This window comes from Haloarcula marismortui ATCC 43049, from assembly GCF_000011085.1.
In the GTDB taxonomy this organism is placed as follows: Archaea; Halobacteriota; Halobacteria; order Halobacteriales; family Haloarculaceae; genus Haloarcula; species Haloarcula marismortui.
Genome location: NC_006395.1, coordinates 225,707 through 245,835, shown reverse-complemented (window position 1 = coordinate 245,835; position 20,129 = coordinate 225,707). Strand labels below are relative to the sequence as shown.

18 protein-coding genes are annotated in these 20,129 nt (G+C 54.8%); 11 read left to right on the top strand and 7 right to left on the bottom strand.

What is annotated here, in order from left to right; translation table 11 throughout:
* Window positions 1-39: 39 nt before the first annotated feature.
* The 5 genes from RR_RS03315 (at window position 40) to phnE (ending at window position 3,724) form a co-directional block, all read left to right on the top strand.
* A complete protein-coding gene (locus RR_RS03315; protein WP_011222656.1) occupies window positions 40-657 on the top strand; it encodes a nucleotidyltransferase family protein in 618 nt (205 codons plus the stop codon).
* A gap of 32 nt (window positions 658-689) precedes the next feature.
* A complete protein-coding gene (locus RR_RS03310) occupies window positions 690-1,070 on the top strand; it encodes a Rid family detoxifying hydrolase (RefSeq protein ID WP_004965502.1) in 381 nt (126 codons plus the stop codon).
* Window positions 1,071-1,159: 89 nt separating this feature from the next.
* Entirely contained in the window at window positions 1,160-2,035 is an 876-nt protein-coding gene (gene phnD, locus RR_RS03305; RefSeq protein ID WP_011222655.1) for a phosphate/phosphite/phosphonate ABC transporter substrate-binding protein, read from the top strand.
* A complete protein-coding gene (locus RR_RS03300) occupies window positions 2,032-2,853 on the top strand; it encodes a phosphonate ABC transporter ATP-binding protein (RefSeq protein ID WP_049938565.1) in 822 nt (273 codons plus the stop codon). The genes phnD and RR_RS03300 overlap by 4 nt, the downstream gene beginning before the upstream one ends.
* Entirely contained in the window at window positions 2,846-3,724 is an 879-nt protein-coding gene (phnE, locus tag RR_RS03295) for a phosphonate ABC transporter, permease protein PhnE (protein ID WP_011222653.1), read from the top strand. Before RR_RS03300 ends, phnE begins: the two co-directional genes overlap by 8 nt.
* Window positions 3,725-3,752: 28 nt before the next feature.
* Here the strand turns inward: phnE and RR_RS03290 are convergent, their stop codons facing one another.
* From RR_RS03290 to rdfA, 6 genes are all read right to left on the bottom strand, one after another.
* Window positions 3,753-5,087: a 5'-deoxyadenosine deaminase gene (locus RR_RS03290; protein ID WP_011222652.1), complete on the bottom strand. Its 1,335-nt coding sequence runs from the start codon at window positions 5,085-5,087 to the stop codon at window positions 3,753-3,755.
* A gap of 119 nt (window positions 5,088-5,206) precedes the next feature.
* On the bottom strand, window positions 5,207-5,404 hold the full coding sequence (locus RR_RS23070; protein WP_004965512.1) for a 30S ribosomal protein S17e: 198 nt from the start codon (window positions 5,402-5,404) through the stop codon (window positions 5,207-5,209).
* A 144-nt stretch (window positions 5,405-5,548) separates the two neighbouring features.
* Complete coding sequence (nadE, locus tag RR_RS03280; RefSeq protein ID WP_049938562.1) at window positions 5,549-6,397, bottom strand: NAD(+) synthase; 849 nt, start codon at window positions 6,395-6,397, stop codon at window positions 5,549-5,551.
* 414 nt (window positions 6,398-6,811) lie between these two features.
* Entirely contained in the window at window positions 6,812-7,636 is an 825-nt protein-coding gene (locus tag RR_RS03275; protein ID WP_011222650.1) for a hypothetical protein, read from the bottom strand.
* Window positions 7,637-7,792: 156 nt separating this feature from the next.
* Window positions 7,793-9,583, bottom strand: coding sequence for an archaea-specific SMC-related protein (locus RR_RS03270; RefSeq protein ID WP_011222649.1), 1,791 nt, complete (start codon window positions 9,581-9,583; stop codon window positions 7,793-7,795).
* Window positions 9,580-10,227 (bottom strand): rod-determining factor RdfA, encoded by a 648-nt coding sequence (rdfA, locus tag RR_RS03265; RefSeq protein WP_011222648.1) that lies wholly within the window; start codon window positions 10,225-10,227, stop codon window positions 9,580-9,582. The genes RR_RS03270 and rdfA overlap by 4 nt, the downstream gene beginning before the upstream one ends.
* A 547-nt stretch (window positions 10,228-10,774) precedes the next feature.
* Here rdfA and RR_RS03260 point away from each other — a divergent pair.
* The 6 genes from RR_RS03260 to RR_RS21430 all read left to right on the top strand — a co-directional run bounded on the left by RR_RS03260 (window position 10,775) and on the right by RR_RS21430 (window position 19,602).
* Window positions 10,775-13,939 carry a GAF domain-containing protein gene (locus RR_RS03260; RefSeq protein WP_011222647.1) on the top strand — a complete coding sequence of 1,055 codons (3,165 nt, stop codon included), beginning with the start codon at window positions 10,775-10,777 and terminating at the stop codon, window positions 13,937-13,939.
* A 69-nt stretch (window positions 13,940-14,008) separates the two neighbouring features.
* Entirely contained in the window at window positions 14,009-14,272 is a 264-nt protein-coding gene (locus RR_RS03255) for a HalOD1 output domain-containing protein (protein ID WP_004965521.1), read from the top strand.
* A 771-nt stretch (window positions 14,273-15,043) separates the two neighbouring features.
* Window positions 15,044-15,586 carry a DUF7344 domain-containing protein gene (locus RR_RS03250; RefSeq protein WP_004965523.1) on the top strand — a complete coding sequence of 181 codons (543 nt, stop codon included), beginning with the start codon at window positions 15,044-15,046 and terminating at the stop codon, window positions 15,584-15,586.
* A 1,380-nt stretch (window positions 15,587-16,966) separates the two neighbouring features.
* Window positions 16,967-17,167 (top strand): hypothetical protein, encoded by a 201-nt coding sequence (locus RR_RS03245; RefSeq protein ID WP_004965526.1) that lies wholly within the window; start codon window positions 16,967-16,969, stop codon window positions 17,165-17,167.
* Between the two features lie 103 nt (window positions 17,168-17,270).
* Entirely contained in the window at window positions 17,271-18,023 is a 753-nt protein-coding gene (aglF, locus tag RR_RS03240) for a UTP--glucose-1-phosphate uridylyltransferase AglF (protein WP_011222645.1), read from the top strand.
* Window positions 18,024-18,795: 772 nt separating this feature from the next.
* Window positions 18,796-19,602: a glycosyltransferase family 2 protein gene (locus tag RR_RS21430; RefSeq protein WP_011222644.1), complete on the top strand. Its 807-nt coding sequence runs from the start codon at window positions 18,796-18,798 to the stop codon at window positions 19,600-19,602.
* Between the two features lie 96 nt (window positions 19,603-19,698).
* Here RR_RS21430 and RR_RS22235 read toward each other — a convergent pair whose 3' ends face one another.
* Window positions 19,699-19,872: a hypothetical protein gene (locus RR_RS22235; RefSeq protein ID WP_007190648.1), complete on the bottom strand. Its 174-nt coding sequence runs from the start codon at window positions 19,870-19,872 to the stop codon at window positions 19,699-19,701.
* Window positions 19,873-20,129: the final 257 nt, after the last annotated feature.

Sequence of the window (20,129 nt, the reverse complement as noted above, 5' to 3'; positions counted from 1 at the left end):
CGAGGGCACAGCCGGTAGTGTTGCGAGACGAGGGGTAGTATGAGCGGTCAACATCGGACCAGAGTCGGCGGTGTCATCCTCGCTGCTGGGCGGAGTTCTCGATACGAGTCGGGTAACAAACTGCTGGCGACTATCGATGGGAAAGCAGTCGTCCGACAGGTGACCGAAACCGCCTGCAAGTCATCGCTGTCGGACGCTGTCGCCGTCCTCGGCCACGAAAAAGTGGCCGTCGCTGCTGCGCTGGATGGCCTCTCGCTCTCAGTTCAGCATAACGACGAGTACGCGACCGGCCAGAGTGCGTCGGTTCGACATGGAGTCGAGTTTGCCCGTTCGGCCGGCTGGGACGCCGCCCTGTTCTTGCTGGGCGATATGCCGTTTGTACGCGTCGAAACCATCGAGGAGCTTCTCGAAGCGTACCGTACAGGAACGGCAACCGTTGTTGTTCCCGAGCACGAGGGGAGACGGGGTAATCCGGTGCTTTTCGACAACTGCCATTTCGATTCGCTCGCCTCTGTCTCCGGCGACCGCGGCGGTCGAGATATCATCGAGACCACCGAGAAGACAGCGTTCATCGAGGTTTCGGACCCCGGCGTCCACTGGGATATCGATACCGATGCTGACCTCGCCGAGTTCACCGACCGCCGCGACAGCCTGTAAATTTAAGACACTGATGGTGGAACACTCGGCTGATGAAACGGACTATCAGCACGGCCGATGCACCCGATGCAGTCGGGGCGTACAGTCAGGCAACGACAAACGGTTCGCTCGTGTTCACCGCGGGCCAGATTCCGATGACGCCCGACGGCGACCTGCTGGACGACAAACCGATAGCGACACAGGCGGAACAGGCGCTATCGAACGTCGAAGCGGTGCTGGCATCTGAGGGGCTGGAGATGAGTGACGTATTGAAGGTGACCGTCTATCTTGATGACATCGACGACTTTGAGGACATGAACGACACGTATGCCGGCTTCTTCGACGAAGCGCCGCCGGCCCGGAGCGCAGTTGAGGTCGCAAATCTGCCAAAGGGTGTCGGCGTCGAAATCGAAGCCATCGCAACGAACGACTGAGGCCGACAGACGCGCACTGCTGTCGTGGGCCACACAGCCGGGATGTGGCGCACACAACTTTCAAGCCCGGCGACTCGCATCACAGCGTAATGCGACCCACGAGGCGTGAATTCCTGGGAACAGCGGCAGCGCTCTCACTGTCAGGCTGTCTCGGAGGGACAGCAACGCCGACGCTGACGGTCGGTATCGTGCCCGACGTGGACCCGGATACCGCCATCGAACAGAACACCGAACTCGCGGCGTATCTGGCGACCGAACTTGACGTCGAGACCGAGCTACGCACAGCGGCTGACTATGCCGGGATGGTACAGGCGATGGTCGCGGGCCAGGTCGATATTGCCTATTACGGTGGTGTATCGTACATTCTGGCGCATCATCGAGCAGGCGCAAAGCCAGTCGCCGTCGGGTCACGGAATGGACAGACAGAGTGGCACTCCGTGTTCATCGCCCCGTCAGATAGTGACCTGACAGGAATGGCAGACGTAGTCGAGACTGCAAGCGAGACCGAACTGGTGTTTGGCGACCCGCTCTCGACCAGTGGAACCGTGATGCCGACGTACCACCTTCGGACAGAGTACAGCCTACACACCGACGCGTTCGCACAGGTCACACACGTCGGTGCCCACGACGCAACGGCAGCGACAGTCGGCCGGACGAGCGGTGTCGTCGGGGCCCTGAACGCCCGCATCTACGCCAGACTACTCGCAGAGGACGCTGTTGATGGGGTACAAGAGCTCTGGCGGACCCCCGGTTTCCCTGATTACCCGTGGGCCGTTGCCCCGTCGCTAGAGGCAACGACAGCGGACGCTGTGCAGACGGCGTTCACGACCCTCGATTCGAAAGGGCGAACGGACATTCTCGACCAGCAGGCTGTCGACCAGTACGTCGGGGTGAGCCACGACGCGTTCACCTCGCTGGAAACGGCCGTCGAGATGGCTGGCATCGAACGGGGAGGCGACGGGTGAAGAGCAAGTACACAGCGCGGCCAGAGGGCAAACAATCAGGCCAGGGGCTCGTTTTCGATAGTGTCACCAAGCGATTCGGCGGGAAAGTTGCGGTACGGGATGTCTCGCTCAAACTGGAAGCCGGTGAACGGGTCGCCGTCATCGGCCCGTCGGGAGCCGGCAAAACCACGCTTCTCAGGCTGGCAGCCGGCGCGTTGCAGCCTGATGTTGGAACAGTTCGCTTCGACGGGAGCAGCAGTACGGGTTCGACCGCGACGCTTGCGTATCAGGGGGAGACGCTCGTGGACCGGCGGACAGCACTGTCGAACGTCCTCACTGGACGCCTCGGAGCCCTGTCCTGGCTCCGTGGCTTCATCGAGCCACTGCTGCCCCAGCATCCAGAGCCAGCCCTCGAACGACTCGATGCTGTCGGGCTAGTTGGCCGTGCTGATGTCCCCGTGAAATCGTTGAGTGCCGGCGAACGCCAGCGGGTCGCCTTCGCACGGGCCCTCATGCAGGATGCCGAGGTCGTGTTGGCCGACGAACCGACAGCGAACCTCGACCCCAGCTCCCGTCGGAACGTTATCGACGTTCTCGACGCCGCCCTCGACGGGGAACTGCTGGTCACCGTCCTTCACGAGGTCGACCTGGCACTGGAGCACTTCGACCGGATTGTCGGCATGGCGGATGGCCGAGTCAGGTTTGATACGCCCGCACGGGCGGTGACCGACGACCAACTGGATGCCCTCTTTGCGGCGGGAGCATCCACGCCGGGTACCGACGCCGAACGAACGGGAACAGAGAAAGAGAGCGATATCCCGGTTCCGTGGTATGTCTGAAAAATATAGCGGTCCAGATGCCGCCCAGCACGCTGCGACCGGACTCTCGAAAGGCCAGCTCACGACACTCCTCGGCGGCTGTGTCATTCTAGCGACTGCGGCGTGGATCGCCGAAGTGGATCCGATGGCCCTGTTCGCCGCCGGTGCTCGTGAGCAGATGGGCGCGTTCGTTGCCGAGGGCTTCCCACCGGAGACTGGCCGTGAATACCTGCTGGGACGAAGCCTTCGGGATGGCCTGCTGTGGGCTATCGTCGAAACCCTGGCTATCAGCGTTGTCGGAACCACACTCGCTGTCGCGCTCGCCGTCCCACTCGGTCTGACCAGTGCCGCCACCGTCACCCATCGTGGCCCGCTATACAGAAACGCTTCAGCCGGCCGTATTGCCGTCGGACGCGGTCTCTATCACGCCAGCCGAACCGTGCTCAGCTTTCTGCGCTCCGTCCCCGGCATCGTCTGGGGATTCCTGTTCGTTACCGCTATCGGCCTCGGCCCGTTTGCGGGCGTTCTCGCGCTGGCAGTTCACAACGCCGGTGTCCTGGGAAAACTGTACGCCGACTTCCTTGAAGACACGGACCCGATGACGACCGAGGCGGTTGCCGGAAGTGGTGCGACTCGCCTGCAGGCGGTCTGTCACGGGATGGTTCCGCAGGTGACGCCCACAATCGCCTCGTACACGCTGTACCGCTGGGAGTGTACCATTCGGTCGGCCGCCATCCTCGGGTTCGTGGGTGCGGGTGGCGTCGGATACTATCTCGTCATCACCATTCAGCGGTTGCAGTACGGAAAACTCTCGACCGCCATCCTTGCCGTGTTTGCGCTGGTCGTCACGAGCGACTGGCTCGGGTCTCAGTTGCGGACGCGGCTCGGCTGACATTCGGACGAGAGCCAACAGGCCCGCGTCAGGGCTTCTGTTCCTGTGCGGACTTGCGTGCGTCTTCGAGGTCCATCTCAAGGCCCATCGTCGAGGCCTGAGAGCGGACGGCGTCGGCGTCGATAGTGGTTACCTCACCCTGTTCCATGAGGACGTTCCCGTCGACCATCGTGAAGCGGACATCGTCGCCGTGGGCCGCAAACACCAGATGGGAGAGTACGTCGTGCAGCGGCGTTGCCCGCGTGAGGTCCGTATCGAGGCCGACAATGTCAGCGCGCCATCCCTCCCGGATTGCACCGAGTTCCTCGAAGCCGGCGGCTTTCGCACCGTTTCGCGTCGCCATCTCGAAGATTTCGGCTGCCGGTGTCACCGTCGGGTCTAGCTGGTCAACCTTCTGCAGGAGGCTTGCCTGTCGCATCTCGGTAAAGGCGTCGAGGGTGTTGTTACAGGGCGGTCCGTCGTTGCCGATTGCGACGTTGATACCGCGGTCACGGTAGTCCCAGATCGGTGCGATACCACTTGCGAGTTTCATATTCGAGGACGGGCAGTGCGTGACGTGAGTCCCCGTCTCTGCGAGGACTTCGCGCTCGCTCTCGTCGGTCCAGACACAGTGCGCAAGAACAACGTCCTCCCCGGTGAGTCCCACCTCGTCAAGCCAGTGGATGTTTCGCATCCCAGTGTCTTCTTTCACCGTCTCGATTTCGCTCTGGTTCTCACTGGCGTGGGTGTGGATGCGGACACCGTCGTATTTGTCCACGAGTTCGCGCACCCCACGGAGACAGGCCTCGCTACACGAGACGGCAAAACGGGGTGTGACAGCGTACCGGATCCGGTCGTTATAGGCACCGTGATACTGCTGAATCAGTCGCTCAGATTCGTCCAGTGCGGCCTGTGTGTCCTCTAGCAGGCCGTCGGGCGAGCGCTGGTCCATCAGCACCTTCCCGAGCACGCCGCGGATGCCGATCTCACCCGCCGCTTCAAAGGCGCGGTCCGCGTGAGCGACCGACAGGTGGTCAATGCAGGTCGTGGTCCCGCTTTCGATCATCTCCAGATAGCCCAGTTTCGCCGCGACTTCCATCTCCTCGGCCGTGAGGGAGGCTTCCATCGGCAGAATGTAGTCGAACAGCCAATCGAGTAGTTCCGTATCGTCGGCGATGCCGCGGCCGAGACTCTGTACGGAATGGATGTGGCCACCGACGAGCCCCGGCAACAGCACGTCGTATGACTGGTGTTCGTGGTCAGCGTACTGCGATTCGAGTTCGGCCCGGGAACCCACGGCCTCGATACGGTCCCCGGAAACGACGACCGCTCCGTCCTGCAGGACGGTCTCAGAATCCGAAACGACAGTCCCAGTGAGTAACATACGTCCTGCAAGACGGTCTCTACATAAAGAAGGTCCTCATATCGGGATGGACGCCGAGTGCAGACAATCCGGCCACAGACGTGTGGCGCTCCGTGTGGCGCGTGTGCTTCGTAGTGACCTCAGCTTTGCGAGCCGTTCCGTGTCCGTTTTTTGCGGGTGATGTATCTGGTGAGTCGGGTTTGTGTACGAAACGAATCCACGCTGGCAAGTCGCTGAACGAGACGAGTGTTTGTCTCGTACTGCTCAGTAAACAGTTCAGGATACTCCGACAGTAGCCTGTCGCCGATATCGATTATCTCCTTGGGGTCGGCCTGCATGGATGTGAGAATCGCGGAGTATAGCTGTTAACTGCTTTGCTCACAGAAATACCACGGTGTGGCTCATACTGTTGGCCGTCCATATTGTGAGAGATTTGCGACCCCTGGGTGGCGAAAGACGCCACAGACAGACAGCCGAGAGTATCAGTTATCCATCGAGGGCTTTGGTGGCGTGTGTCGCTTGTGGCGCGTACTGGCACACCACTGAATCGTTCGCTCGACGACAGATTCGCCAACACCGACTTTGTCGGCCACTGTCGACGCGGAGCAGCCCCTATCAATCGCGAAGTGGAGGATGCTGTCGAGGTCTCGCTGGTCGATGCCCAGCTCCGCCGCATCAGTTGCACCAGTGTGCTCCATTAAACGTGAAGACTGGTCGAGTAGGTTCGATGGAACCGCGAGCGCATCAGCAAGGGCCTCGATCTCAGTTCGATAGAGGTCGCCAAACAGCGACAGGTCCACGCCGTTCTCGCCGTGTTTCGCAACGGAACCCAGCAGTCGGTCAGTCCGGGAGACCGTCCCAACGACGAGTTCGTTTCTGGTGTTTGCGACGTAGTACTTACACGCCATCCGGAAGCGTTCGCCGGCGTTTTGCATCGCCACGAGGTCGTCGGTCGGCTCACCGGTTTCACCGACGACCCGCTGGAACGCCGTCAGTACCGGCTGCAGGTTGAGCCGGTGACAGTCGATATCCAGCAGCGACGCGACGGTTTCAGCCGTCCGGGCAGGCCCTTCATCGCTTAGCTGTACCGGCATCACCAGTCCGGTCACGTAGTCGGCCCCGATACCGTCGACAGCTAGCGCCGCCGCAACCGTCGATTCGATGCTGCCATCAAGCGGCACGACCAGTCCATTGGCCTCCGCCTCCGTGATCTTGTTCTCCAGAAACACCGGAAGGATTCCCTGTATCCGTCTGGTCGCTGCCTTCGAGGTCGCCAATCCGTGTTCCTCACGCGGGAGTTTGAGCGTGTGAGGGTGCGTCGCTTTGCTCACAGGTCACTCCCTCGCTTGCAACTCTGGATATGCACGGAGATGCAACTAGTGAAACGCATGCATCCAACCAGCCTAATCATGCTAGAAAAGAGGTCACTGATGTCGTATAACTGTTGTCGACAAACGTCATGAGTGTCTTCAGTAGCCTCGATATACCTTATATATTACCTAAGGTTATTCCATATTATAAGCGGCCCAATAACCAAGACAAGATATTTTTCGCACTCATTGCCGACCGTACAGACCATAATATTCAGAATATTGTCCAATCTTTAGATTTAGGACTGCGAGGGAGGGGTACTTCGAGGCGAAAATATACCCCCACTCAGATCAGCATCCAGCAAACCACGGGGCGTTTTGAGAGGAACGCCACATACACCAGCGATAAAATAAAGTACGCGGCACCAAGGTCCCTTACGTCGCCGGTTTGGTCGTTTCCACGGACTGCTCAGTGATGACCAGTTCACGGTTGACAACCCAGTCGACAATCGTGCTACTGTCTATCCGATCCGAGAGGACATCGCCGTCTACAGTGTACCGTCTGACTTTGTACGAATCCATCGCGTTCCGGTTCTCGGTGACAGCTTCGACGGCTTCGATTCGCTCGTCAGTCACGGTATTGCGATACGTGACGCCGGGGACAACGCTGACAGCCGGAACGTCAGTCGGCCAGTCCCAGGTAAACTGCTTGTAGTACTGGTCGAACTGCCACACGAGACTGGCGGCGGAGGTGTCTGCTTCGAGCGTCCCGTCAGCCACCGCCTCCAGTGTCCGGTCCCAGTAGTCTATCACGCAGGATTTGAGGTCCGTCTGAAGCTGTCCCTCGATCATCTTCTGTTCGATGGGATACCGCAGTTCAATAGCGACGATGGCGTGACTGTCGAGATGGGTAAGACATCGCTGACACTCCATCTCAAACACGGAGAGGCCAAGCGGTTGCTCAACCGTGAGATGGACGAGTTCGTTCCCGCAGTTCGGACACCACAGGAATAACACGTCGTCGTGGCTCCCGGTTAGTTCCGCCAGCACAGTCAGATCGTCGAACGCCTTGTCGATGTCGGCGTCCTGTGGCTGTCCGGACTCGCTCGTCGCTGTATTGGAGGCGTCGTCGGTGTACTTTGCGAGTTTGCGGTCTTTTAGCAGTGTTTTGATGACCGAATCGTACGACGAGTGTGACTCCGCGTTCCGTATTCGCCTCAATTTATTTTTCGTCCAATCTTTTACCCGAATGGTCGCCATCTGATTGTTGAACAACCCTACCACTGATAGTATTTTTGTATAATTATCCTAAAATTGAAAATACTCTTAGAGAGTATATTCCGTTCTTGAACAACAGGGTATGCAGTCAAGCAAGGCATCAGCGTCGGTGGTGCGGACACTCCGACTTAAGAGAGACTAGTCAGCCGAGGCCTGTTTTTCGTTCGCAACAGTCCACCGGGTCGGGTCGATCTCGCGTCCGTCAAACGCAGTGTATTCCGGGTACGCAGTGAACACCAGATACTCCGTTCCTTGCTGTAGGTACTCAATAAGGGTGTGCAGATTGTCATCGTCAAGACCGCCAAGGCCGTCAACGAGCAAGAGCGGGACAGCGTCGCCAACATCAAACGACTGGCGGCCGGCCAGCGCTGCCACAAAGCCAATAAGTTCGAGTTCCCCCTCGCTGAGGGCATCTAAGCTCGCTTCCTGACCGTCGCGAGCGACCACAATATCGAAGTCAGCGGTGAGTCGAGCCGTTTCGAACCCCGTCCCAAATCGGGAAAGGATGTCCTGCATCGCCGTATCGAACGCTTCCCGTGCCTCACGCTTGAGTCGGTCTTTTCGGCCCCGGAGTTCCGCGAGGTCGTCACGAAGGGATTCGAGGTCGGTTTCGAGCGTGTCGACGCGGGCCGCTCTCGTTTCGAGTTGCGCCAGTTCGTCGGCGGTGTCTTCGAGTTCGGCCTCGCGGTACTTGATCTCACTTTCGACATCCGAAAGTTCCGCCACGGCCGCATCAACGTGATCGGAAAGCCGCTCCACGTCCCCTTGGGCCTTTTCGAGCCTGCTTCTGGCTGCATCGAGGCTTTGTTTCCGGTCGGCCAGCGTCGTCTTCAACTCAGCGATGTCTTCTTCTAAATCGGCTTTTCGCTGGCGAGCCTGGCTGATTTCCTCGCGCTGTGTTTCCAGTTCCTCGACAGTATCTCGGTAGGTCTCCTTCTGGGCGCGAAGCGCCGTGAGTTCGCTCCCAAGAGCGTCCAGCCGGTCAGCCAGGTCCGCTCGTGTTGTCTCGCTGCCGCATGTCCAACAGGCAACGGTGTCCTCGTCGATATCACGCTCCACCTCGGTAAGCAGGTCCAGTCGGTCTTCACTGAGTACCATTTCGGTGGCGGAGTAGACGGACTGGAGTACCTCGGCGTCTCGCTCTACTTGTGAGAGGGACTCCCTCGCCTCCGAAAGTTTGTCTGCAACGTCATTGTACTCCGGGATTTCGAGAGCATCAAGATCATCTTGGCGCTCCGAAAGACGCTGTTCCGTCCGCTCGATACTCTGCTCAAGTCGTTCGACGCGGTTTTGCGCCTGATTCTGTTCAGTTCGTGCTTGGCTGAGCTGACGGCGGACCGACTCCGAACTGTCGTCGCTTCCTGCCTCACTGTCGATCGTCTCACGTTTGGCCTGCAAATCTTCAATTTCGTTTTCTAGCCGTGTCACTTTCTCTTGAACACTGGGAATCCGCTTTTTCGCCTCGCGTGCCTGCGTAAGTTCTGTTTCGATCTGTTCGCGCTCTCGCTGTAACGTCTCGATCTGTGCGTCGATATTCTGGAAGTCGAGCGGCCGCAACAGCACATCCTCAAGATTTTCTCCTGCCCGGACGGCACGGCGGACTTCGTTGCGCTCGTCCAGACACGCGAACAGTTCAGCGCGTATCACGTCGTACTCGTCGCTGAGGTATGGCTCACCGCGTCGGGCGACAGTACCGTTCTCACGGGTGAGCGCCACGTCATAGACGCCTGTCGGTGTTTCTAGATGTACTGTCCCGCTTTCTGCCCCTTCGGTCAATTCTGTGGAGGTGCCAAGGGCCGTTTTGATTGCTTCGATGAAGCTCGATTTCCCCTGCCAGTTCGAACCACGGACGACGTTTACTCCCGGCGCTATCGTTGCCGACCCATCAAGTATACCTGCGATTCGTTCGATGTCGATGTTCCAAGTCATGAGTTGTGTGCTGACAGATTCGCGCTCCGGTGTTGCTTACAGACGTACCCACGCTCAAGTGCGACAGCGAACGGAACGCGGGTCGGACAGTCTGGACATCCAAGTTGTACCTGGGCCTCAATCTCCGCGGTGTCACCGCCGTCGATGTCGCCTTTCTTCGCGAGCGATGACAGTGCCGTTTCGGCCTTCTGTTCGACAACCGTCTTGGCCGTTGCCACGCTCTCACGCTCCCAGTTAGTTGTCGCCTTCTGTGGCTCTTTTTCACCGTCCAGACAGTCGTTGAGATGTGTTCGCATCGTCCCCCACGACACCATATCATCATGGAGCGACGCACCAGGGATGCCTGTAGCTTGCAGTCGCTCGATGAGTTCGTCCCGTTGTAAGTCGTCATCGCCACATAACGTCTCGTAGTCGCTGTCTATACGGGTATCAAGGGCTTCACGACCGTGTTCAGTATACACCTGTTTGAGGAGTCGTTTGTTGAACCACACTGTCAACGACCGATACCCCATTTCGGTCCGGTCATCGGCGCCTGTCCAGCGTGCGAGCAGGCCATCGTCAAGGGACTCGTAGACGGGGTCCGCTGACGCCAGCCCGTACTTATCGATAACCGCATCTACTTTGCAACCGGAGTCAACAGCCATTGTTCAGTCGTTTCGGCCTGTTCAGTAATAGTTTTTGACGCCTGGTGTACGCACAGTGTACGTGAGCCCTAACTCCGATAGTCTACACACCCTCAGTGTGTACTTTGGTCATAGACGAATGTGAGTGGGGGAAGAGAATTATTCGCAAATGGAATTATTATCACACATATGCTAGTAAATGCGTTATCATTCTTATCTGGTATTTCTCCCATATTATTATGTAGTCGATATTTACAGAGCTAAATCCAGGTTTGATTTAATCTCAATACGGACCGTTTCTTACCACATTTGATATCTGTACGATAGCATATCGACGAGAAGATATTCAAAGTTCAACACTACTAGAATATATAAATTTCTAATAACTCGGGTCGGGAACCATTGGTTCGGAGAGCGTAGTGTTTGTATGCTTGTAAGAATATGAACTACCTACTGATTCGGGTTGGACCGAGTTTTTCAAGGGAGACAGTGACTAGCAGAGGCAGAACAATGGCTGCGTTGCAACCAAGTCAAACGTTTATACGGGCTGTCGCGTAAGTAGTATAGTATGCGGAAGTTGGCCGGTGAAACCGGACCGGCACCAACGGATAGTGGGACGGAAGCCCCGAAAATCAAGGTGCTGTTAGTCGATGACTACGGGGAGTTCCGGCAGACCACGGCAGAACTGCTGGAACACGAGAACGACCGTATCGAGGTAATTGAGGCCGCAAGCGTCGATGATGCCCTCAGCTACTTCGATTCCGAGTCGATCGACTGTATCGTCAGTGACTACGAGATGCCCGAAGCTGACGGGATTGAATTCGTAGAGACGGTACGACGGTCTAACGGTGACCTCCCATTTATTCTGCTGACAGGCCAGGGAAGCGAGAAACTCGCCAGTGAAGCGGTTTCGGCCGGTGTCACCGACTACTTCGTCAAAGGTGGTGGGCCGGAGCAGTACGCAGTGCTCACAAACAGAATCGAGAACGCAGTCGAATCGTACCGATTCCGACGGGAAACGGCGCGGTTATCTCGGATTAATTCCCTGTTCCGGGAGATAAATCGCCAAGTGCTGAGGGCGTCAACAGCCGAAGAGATCAAAGCGGCTGTCTGTGAAATTCTGACCAGTTCGGATGCCTACCAGTTTGCCTGGATCGGTGAGAAAAACGAGTCAGGCGACATCGTTCCCACCGCTGGCGGTGGCGACGCACTCGAATACGTCGAAGCGATGCTCTCTCGCTATGACCGCTCAGTGTTCGATGACGGACCGTTCGGCCACGCAATCGAAACCGGCGAACAGCAGGTGGCGTCTGATATCAGGACTGGTTCGTCTGTCCAGCCATGGCAGGAACTCGCATCGGAGTACGGGTTCCGGTCGATGATCGTTCTCCCGATCCAGTACACAGGATCAGTACAGAGCGTGATTTCGATATACGCAGACACACCCTTCGCGTTTGACGAGGCGGAGCAGACAGTACTGACAGAGCTTGCTGAGATTGTCGCCGATGGGCTCCATTCAACTGCAACACGTGCCGAACTCGAAATGCGGGAGGAAGTCCTGCGGACGATTACCGAAGTGTTCACAGCACGGGACGGGGCGCTACAAGAACAGATAGCGGACCTCATGCAAGTCGGCCGTAGCGTGCTTGGAACCGAGTACGCGACACTTTCTCATATAAATGGAATGGAATACGATTTCGAGGTGCTCCAGACACCAGAGGAAACGATTTTTTCAGGCGGAACGATTCCGTTGTCGGAAACCCCCTGCGCGAAAGCTATCAAAGACGGGGAGACGGTCGTGATGACTGACGTTGCTGCCGACTGCGGCGACGATAGTCGAGACCACATGTGGGATGACAAAGTCGATCGGTATCTCGGCACGCCACTCACTGTGGGTGGGAGTATCTATGGGACGCTCTGTTTCTACGGGTCCGGGACGAGCGGGACCGGGTTTTCGGACTGGGACGTAACGCTCGTGGACCTGCTAAGCAAGTGGATCGGAAACGAATTACAGACACAGCGGGCTGAGATGGGCTTTACACAGCTGTACGAAACCGCAACAGACCTCCTGGGCGTGACTTCAGAGGAGGAAGCCGCGCAAATTGTTGTCTCGCGGACCCGTGATATCATCGGTCTCCCTGAGGTTGTGCTGTACGCGTTCGACAGCGAGACGAACACTTTTCGCCCGCTTTCGACGACGGAGACCGAGGAACACCAAGCTATCCCAGCAGACGGTGATAGCTTCGTAAGTTCGGCCTTCTTTACCGAGGAAACTATAATCTGCGACGAGAACTCGGCCTCGGAATCGGGCGAGAGCACGACGACTGATGGAAAAGCCGTCTTTGTCCCGCTGGGTGACCATGGGGTACTTCGAGCGGGCGACACAATCGGCGGCGAGTTCGATACCCAGACTCGTCGAATTACCGAACTCCTCGGGGCGACTATTCGAACGGCGTTCGATAGGCTGAACTACGAGACGGAACTCGAAGATAGGCAACGCGATCTGGAGCAACAGACGGTGCAGCTTGAGCAGATGAACCGGTTGACAGAGTTGAGTCAGAAAATTCACGAGCGAGTGCTCAGGGCAGACAGTCGCTCAGAGATAGAGCAGGCAGTGTGTGACCAGTTAGTCGCGTCCGACATCTGTTCGTTTGCCTGGATCGGTGAATACGAATCCGATACTGACCGTGTCACGCCACGGACGTGGGCAGGAACCGACCGTGGCTTTCTCGAAGAATCCCGCACACCTTCGAATGAAACACCGCCTCCACCAGCAGTCCAGACAGCCCGGACGAACGAGCAGACGCTGAACAACAACATCGCGGACGGGCTCAGAGGGAAGGGGTGGCAGCGGCGGCTACTGGAACGCGGGTTCCAATCAGTCGTCAGTATTCCACTCAGCTATCAGCAGCTCTCATATGGGATCCTGACTGTGTACGCGAAAGCGCCGAACGTTTTCGATCTGCCGACACAGTCAGTACTCGAGGAAGTGAGTGAGACGGTTGGATACGCCATTAACAGCATTGAGACGAAGCAAGGGCTCGTCGCGGATCGGGCTGTCGAGCTTCAACTGGAAGCAACCGAATCCGATGATATCCTCCATCGGATCGCGGGCGTCGTCGATGCAGAGATATCATTCGAGGGGATCGTCCCACAGGGAGATGCCAGCTGTATCGTGTTTTTCAGCACTGACGCTCCCTCAGAAGATCTACAAGCGTGCTTGGATACCCTCCCTCGGATTGAGCGAATAGAGTGTCTAACCGACACAGAAGATACGAGTTTGTTCGAAGCGACAGTCTCGGGTACACAACTCGCACTGACAGTCGCCGAGCAAGGAGGAGCCCCGCAATTGATCCAGTCTGATGGGAAGACGCTGAAGATTCAGATTGAGGTTCCACAGACTGTCGATATTCGCCAACTCATTGCTGAGTTACGGCGTTCATGTCCGGACATCGAACTCGTCAGCCGTCACAAGCGGGAACGTAGTGTCCAAACCCGCGAGTCATTCTACTCAGAACTGACAGCACAGCTAACCCCTCGGCAGTTTGAGGTCCTGCTTGCAGCCTTTTATAGCGGATTCTATCAATCTCCCCGGGACAAGACCGGTCAGGAAATCGCTGATACACTCGATATATCACAGCCGACGTTCAGCCACCACCTTCGGGTAGCTGTCCGGAAACTACTTGAGGAGTTGTTTGGCGAAGAGAGAACGGCACAGCATCTAGATAGATAGCGTCTGTTATCTGAGTTTGCTAGTCTGATAGAGTATATCCTGATACGGGAGTGGTTCATACAAAGAACAATGAGTTTGGAGTGGAACGAGACAGAAACGGTCTTTTGGGCAAACCAGTACGAATCACCGAGTGAAGCGATTGTTACCGCTATAGCAGCTAAAGAATCCGTAACGGAAACTAGTCTCCCGCCGCTGTATAATCAAATCGACCCGGATGCCCTCGACACACTTGTCGCAGGGCAGTCCACCGACGACATTCAGATCAGTTTCACATACAGTGGGTACACCATTCGGATTCGAGACAGCGAGACAATCGAGATCACGCCCACGTAATCGGCTATCAACTTCCTACTAGTTCTTAATTGAGGAAATGATGAAGAGCCTCCGGCAAGAGAGCACGCCAGCAAGACGAGCGGGAGAGCAGTACAGTAGCCGCAGAAGAGGATATCCGAATTTGAAAAAGAATATTGAGCAGTCACGCTCTTAGCTCGATAGTTGGCGATATATCCTATTACGGACTGAACTACTCCAGATTTCACAGAGGTTAGGCCAGACTATTCTTGAGATTACTATCACAGGTGCGGCTGTGCTTTCAGACTGGCCTCGCCAAATCCCCACTCGGTGACTTGGTAAATCAACTGACAGAGCCAATATCGTATAACTAGGATATATTATTAATAAGACACTACGTAGTTTCCGTCTATCCTCATTAGAATCCGATAGCGTAGTGCTAATGTTTGTACATATACTAGTAGAAGTAGACCCAGAGTTTAGTAGTGTGACACCGCGACTTATATCGGATCGGACAATAACTCACCGTACTGCGCTTTCGCCTGCATATCTATTTTTATTTATTCTCTGCTGTTGTGAGGGATTCGTGTAGTACTGTCAATACTTCCACATCAGAAACACAGGGATTAGATACCGACTGTGACCCGACGGTGAAAGACAAAAGCCCAGTACGCCATTCAAGTAGCTACTTCTTACTCGGGAATTAGAGGGTAACGGGGGTGTAACAAAACGGTACCCCGGGTTTCGTGTATATATGTCGCTCTCGCGGCCTGAACATAAACCAACGCAGCAACCGAGGTCATGAGTGGATCGATGGTAGAGGAAGAACCAGAGCTCTCACGCGACCAAATGTTCGATATCCTCAGCAGCTCTAGGCGTCGATATACACTGTACTATCTACGCCAGCAAATAGAGCCAGTCCAGCTAACCGATTTAGCTGAGGAGCTGGCTGCGTGGGAAAACGATACAACCGTCGAAGAACTCTCTTCACAGGCGCGAAAGCGGGTGTACGTCTCGCTGTATCAGACTCATGCTCCAAAGCTCCAAGAGGCAGGGCTAATAACCTATGACGCTGATACGGGTGAGATAGCTCTTCGAGAGGATGCTCCAGAAGTTGAACCATTCATCAGCAATGGCGATAACGAGTCAAAATGGTATCAGTACTATGGCGCTGTGGCCCTGTTGAACGCCGTTTTACTCATAGCAGCAATCGTCGGTGTGCCTCCACTCAGTGCGATTAGTCCATTAATTATCGGACTAGTCGTCATAAGTTCGTTTCTCGTGCTTTCTATTACTCACGGGGTCTCCAGACGGCGAGGGGAAAACAACAAGTCCTTTGATATCGGTGAGCCGTGAGTGGGATTGTATGCTGACTGAGAAACACCCCCCAGGGGTGTGTTATTCTTCGTCGTCGGCCGCACCATCCGGCAGTAACTGGTCGGGCGACCGTTTGTACATCGGAGTGCTCGCGAATTCCGAAATCCGTTCCATTTCGCTGTCGGAGATATGTTCCGGCATACACCGCTACGTCTAACTGTTACAGTTTAGTAATTGAGTTCATATATGAGGTAGTCGGCTTCTTCTGGACACCTGCTAGTTATCCATGTGCTGAGGGATACTGGTGTCGAGCCATCATATATTTGTTATAAACTCCCAGAATTTCGATGATTATAGCTACTCGATAAGCACTCCTATAGCCAACTTCTAGGTGAATATCTGAATGATATCATAATGCCCGTTTCTCGGTCATGACTTCTGGTACAGTGTCTACTGGACATCTAGGCTTTCCCATCACACAATTTAACTCGAGAAGGGTCAGCAGTATCTCAACAGTTAGTCAGGAGAATCAGTGAATCATTAGCAAAGGGTTAGAATCCAGTTGTCATAGTTAAAAAGTCGAGACCGGAATGAGCCGGAAAGAACGGTGTGACCGAAGCCGCTCCGGCTCACTGTCAAAGTGGAGAGAGCGATCCGAGTCGACAGCGACTATACAGGGCACGAGCGTCCCTGAGGGGGGTGGTAAGGATTGGGCCGGTGTTGTGGGTGTCGGGTAACTGCCCTCTCCATCAGTGTCTAAACCGCAGGGGTGTATTGTTATAGTCGTGTTATTCTGGCATGGCGGAGCTTACCACCCCAGACGGACGTGGAACGGTGGTAGCTGATCATATAGCTCAGATGTCGAGGAGGGCTAAGGTTCGTAATGGCATTTGAGAGGGCTCCATCGGTTTCGAGCTTCGGGCGTAACGATCCAAGAAGTAAGTATAGGATCGTAGACGGGGAGCCGCAGATACAGGATGGTATTGATGCAAATGTGCCTGAAGGTATTTGATTCATCCTGCTCCGATGGTGAATCTGTGGCTTCGCTCAGCGTTCATTTCTCATATACATCGTAAAACAATGTCATTGTCCAGTGAAGTCCTATCGAATATTAAAGTAATTTAACCCTACCATCAGGAATTAGTCTGTTTTCAGAGATTTTGATAGGCACAAATTCATAGAATGAGTTGGTAAGTAAATTAATTGTAAATGGCAAAGAAGTGCTGTGTATAGGGGCGCAATCTTTAATATAGTAATTACTCCTTTCCGAGATATGCTCAATGTCAGCGCAGTAGAGAGGAAGTTTAAACATCGTCTTAATCTGAGATTAGGGCTTTGGGGGCGGGGTCAGAATTCGTGGTTTACATACAGGTGGTTGAGTCTGTCAAGGTCAGGATGTTTGAATGGAGTGGCAGCTGAATGATGACCTCAGAGGAGTGGGAAGAAGTAGCGACGGACCCAGACTGGGAATCAGACCTGGGCTACGAGATGGAGGAACTCACCGTTGTCAAATCCTCGACTGATTCACAGTTGATATTTTTGCCGGAGCATGAGTCGCAACTCGGTGAAGAAGAGTTCATTGTTATTCACTCGGATTCACTTCGAGATCTACGCCGATAGCTGAACAGCGTGACTAGCCGAAAGAATGTGCGGTTCGCCTACCGATGGCAGGTTCCGATTAGTAGCAATATTACAATGTGGCATCTGGGAAAGCGTGTGAGTGATGAAAGCAGTAGTTCTCGCAGCCGGGAAGGGAACACGACTTCAGCCACTGACTGATGACCTCCCGAAAGCGTTAGTTGAGGTAGACGGAAAACCGCTTCTGACTCATTGCCTTGACGAACTTATTTCACTTGATGCAGATGAGTTTGTTATCGTCGTCGGATATCGTCAACAGCAGATTATCGACTATTACGGTAGCTCGTACGATGGTGTCCCGGTAACATACGTCCATCAGGAGGAGCCTGCTGGGCTAGCGCACGCCTTGTTACAGGCCGAGCCGAAAATTGAACACGATTTTATGTTGATGCTGGGAGACAATGTGTTTCGGGGGAACCTCGACACAGTCGTGCAACGACAACAGGAACAACGCGTCGACTGCGCGTTTCTGGTAGAGGAGGTTCCGAAAAACGAAGCGTCTAGATATGGCGTTTGCGTGACCAATAAATACGGTGAAATAACGGATGTCGTAGAGAAGCCGGACGATCCGCCATCTAATCTGGTCATGACCGGCTTTTACACGTTTTCGCCGGCAATATTCAAAGCTTGTAGCCTTGTTCAACCCTCTGATCGCGGCGAGTACGAACTCAGCGATGCCATTGATTTACTGATGGACAGCGGAAGAACAATCGACGCCGTTCGTCTCAATGGGTGGCGTGTCGACGTTGGATATCCTGAAAACAGGGATGCTGCAGAGCAGCGTCTTGCAGAAGAAACGGCCACCCTAGCCTCTGGTGGTGGGAACATCTCTCGATAGATCCATCAGTACGGATGATAACTGATGTGGCTATGAAAGTACCTGTCAGCTAGCTACATAGCGCTCTCAACATTGGATACACATTACCTTACCACAGAATGGGTATGTGGAACAATCATATCTGAGTCATCCCCAGGCATAGGTTTCTACCCCGTTGCCCCCCACCTTCCTTGTTTAGTGGCCGTGAGTCAATGGCGAATCCCAGCGCTATTTGTGCAATTGTTTTCGAAGTACTGCTCCTATCAGTAGCAATCTTCCTGTGGCTCATTGACGGGGCTCCCGGTTGGAACATTGTGTGTCGACAGTTGCCGATACGGTGACTGTCATTACAAGCACCATTCAGATTATCGTCCGATAGTACGCTCTAGTAGTAGCATAACAAAACAGGAAGACGTGTATTGACTTGGCTATGTGCGCTGGATGGGCCCGACAGTTTGTGGGGATTTTTGTCGTCTGGCTATTGTTAGCGTTGGGAGGAATGATATTTATCGGTCGTTGGAACCTGTTGTTGTATTACCTGCTCAGCTACGCAGGCTTTCTTTTTGCGGTCGAGCTCAGCAAACCAGATGGCGCCCGACCGAAAAATCACAGGCGACTACGCTGGGTTTCCATGGGTGGGTTTGTGGTGTTCATTTACGGAGTTGTATCGTGGGTACAGGCAGTCATTGCAGCCATGCCGACGTAGGCCAGACGGGTGAATGCCTTGCCTACTAATGACAGGTGGGATATACTAATATCTTCGAGGCAAGAGCAAGTTGATAGAAGGAATTACATGGTATCGGTCAGCGTTGTCATCGCGACATTGAAGCCGCGAGATGAGATTGAAGCGATACAGTGCCTCGAAGACCAGACGTTCGATGACTTTGAGGTTATCGTATGTGATAAGAGCCCGGTGACCAGAGCCCGTAATGAGGGGATCAGACAATCTTCAAGCGACAAGATAGTGTTTCTCGATGACGATTCTCGACCCCAGCCAGGATATCTTGAAAAAGCCAACGATGTCCTCGAAACAGAGGCGGCGTACGCCGGTCGAACCATCCACCCGGTAGATGATGTGTTTGCCCGCCATTTCACCGCCCATTACGACTGGGGGGGCGACCCTTGCTACGTCGATCACTTCTGGGGGTGTAATATGGGCGTCCATAGAGACGTGTTCAAGACCGTCGGTGGGTGGGACGAAGAAATGGGGTGGGGTCACGAAGAAAAAGAACTCGCCAGGCGAGTCAGAAGCGAGTTTGATATTCGATACGATCCCGAACTCGTTGTCGACCATCCATACGCGTCATCTATTACCGACTACTGGAAGAAACAGTATAAACTCGAAACGAAGAGTCCGTACTACTGGTCAAAGTGTAACGTCTCACGAGCGGATCAGCTCAAGAACATTTTCTGTGAGACATTTGACCCGCTGAATTACGTCAGAATAACCCCAGTAGCGACCATGATAGAAGCGGGTAGTACTGTTGCAAAGACAGCTGGGCGTCTTCGAGGATTCCTCGATCACACCCACCACGAAGAAGGCAGGGGCGGGGTACCGGATATTGATCGACCTTCACAATCTCCAGAACGATCAGGATAACGTTACTCTGTGTTGCTTCGGTGCTCCGAATTTAGACAAGCTAGCAGCTGCTGGTCACAACTCTTTCGTTAGAGAAAGTTGGCAGAGATTCACTAGTTACTCGCCGAAGCCCTGTTCACCATAGCCATCCTCACCGTACCCACGATACAGCATCTCCCGCTTCATCAGCACTGCAGCACCAAACGAGAGTCCAGTCGCAACGAGGGCCAGAATAGTCCGTCGAGTCGCCTGCTCCGGCTGCATTTCCTTGGTCTTTTCATCTGAAGACATCAGTACAGTGAGATAGTCCTCTTCGCGACCGTAGCTACGCTTTGTCGGCGACTATTTTGGTCCATCGTTACCAGGAATCCAATGACGGAGACCGTTTTAGTAAACAGGCCATACCGTCAATCATGCTGCAGCATATCCCACCTATTGACCTCCTTGTGATTTGGGTACGAACTCACCGACGGTAGATATGAAGACATCCCGAAATTAAATCTCAATTGGTTTTGCCGGGCTTCGTATATTCAGCCAAGCATCGACTG

Bases quoted from the DNA above. Each gene is read 5' to 3' on its own strand.
- RR_RS21430 (WP_011222644.1), top strand. From the start codon at position 18,796: ATGGTATCGGTCAGCGTTGTCATCGCGACATTGAAGCCGCGAGATGAG.
- rdfA (WP_011222648.1), bottom strand. From the start codon at position 10,227: ATGGCTGTTGACTCCGGTTGCAAAGTAGATGCGGTTATCGATAAGTAC.
- RR_RS03255 (WP_004965521.1), top strand. From the start codon at position 14,009: ATGAGTTTGGAGTGGAACGAGACAGAAACGGTCTTTTGGGCAAACCAG.
- phnD (WP_011222655.1), top strand. From the start codon at position 1,160: ATGCGACCCACGAGGCGTGAATTCCTGGGAACAGCGGCAGCGCTCTCA.
- RR_RS03260 (WP_011222647.1), top strand. From the start codon at position 10,775: ATGCGGAAGTTGGCCGGTGAAACCGGACCGGCACCAACGGATAGTGGG.
- RR_RS03290 (WP_011222652.1), bottom strand. From the start codon at position 5,087: ATGTTACTCACTGGGACTGTCGTTTCGGATTCTGAGACCGTCCTGCAG.
- RR_RS03310 (WP_004965502.1), top strand. From the start codon at position 690: ATGAAACGGACTATCAGCACGGCCGATGCACCCGATGCAGTCGGGGCG.
- RR_RS03275 (WP_011222650.1), bottom strand. From the start codon at position 7,636: ATGGCGACCATTCGGGTAAAAGATTGGACGAAAAATAAATTGAGGCGA.
- RR_RS03250 (WP_004965523.1), top strand. From the start codon at position 15,044: ATGGTAGAGGAAGAACCAGAGCTCTCACGCGACCAAATGTTCGATATC.
- RR_RS03245 (WP_004965526.1), top strand. From the start codon at position 16,967: ATGATGACCTCAGAGGAGTGGGAAGAAGTAGCGACGGACCCAGACTGG.
- aglF (WP_011222645.1), top strand. From the start codon at position 17,271: ATGAAAGCAGTAGTTCTCGCAGCCGGGAAGGGAACACGACTTCAGCCA.
- RR_RS23070 (WP_004965512.1), bottom strand. From the start codon at position 5,404: ATGCAGGCCGACCCCAAGGAGATAATCGATATCGGCGACAGGCTACTG.
- RR_RS22235 (WP_007190648.1), bottom strand. From the start codon at position 19,872: ATGTCTTCAGATGAAAAGACCAAGGAAATGCAGCCGGAGCAGGCGACT.
- RR_RS03270 (WP_011222649.1), bottom strand. From the start codon at position 9,583: ATGACTTGGAACATCGACATCGAACGAATCGCAGGTATACTTGATGGG.
- phnE (WP_011222653.1), top strand. From the start codon at position 2,846: ATGTCTGAAAAATATAGCGGTCCAGATGCCGCCCAGCACGCTGCGACC.
- RR_RS03315 (WP_011222656.1), top strand. From the start codon at position 40: ATGAGCGGTCAACATCGGACCAGAGTCGGCGGTGTCATCCTCGCTGCT.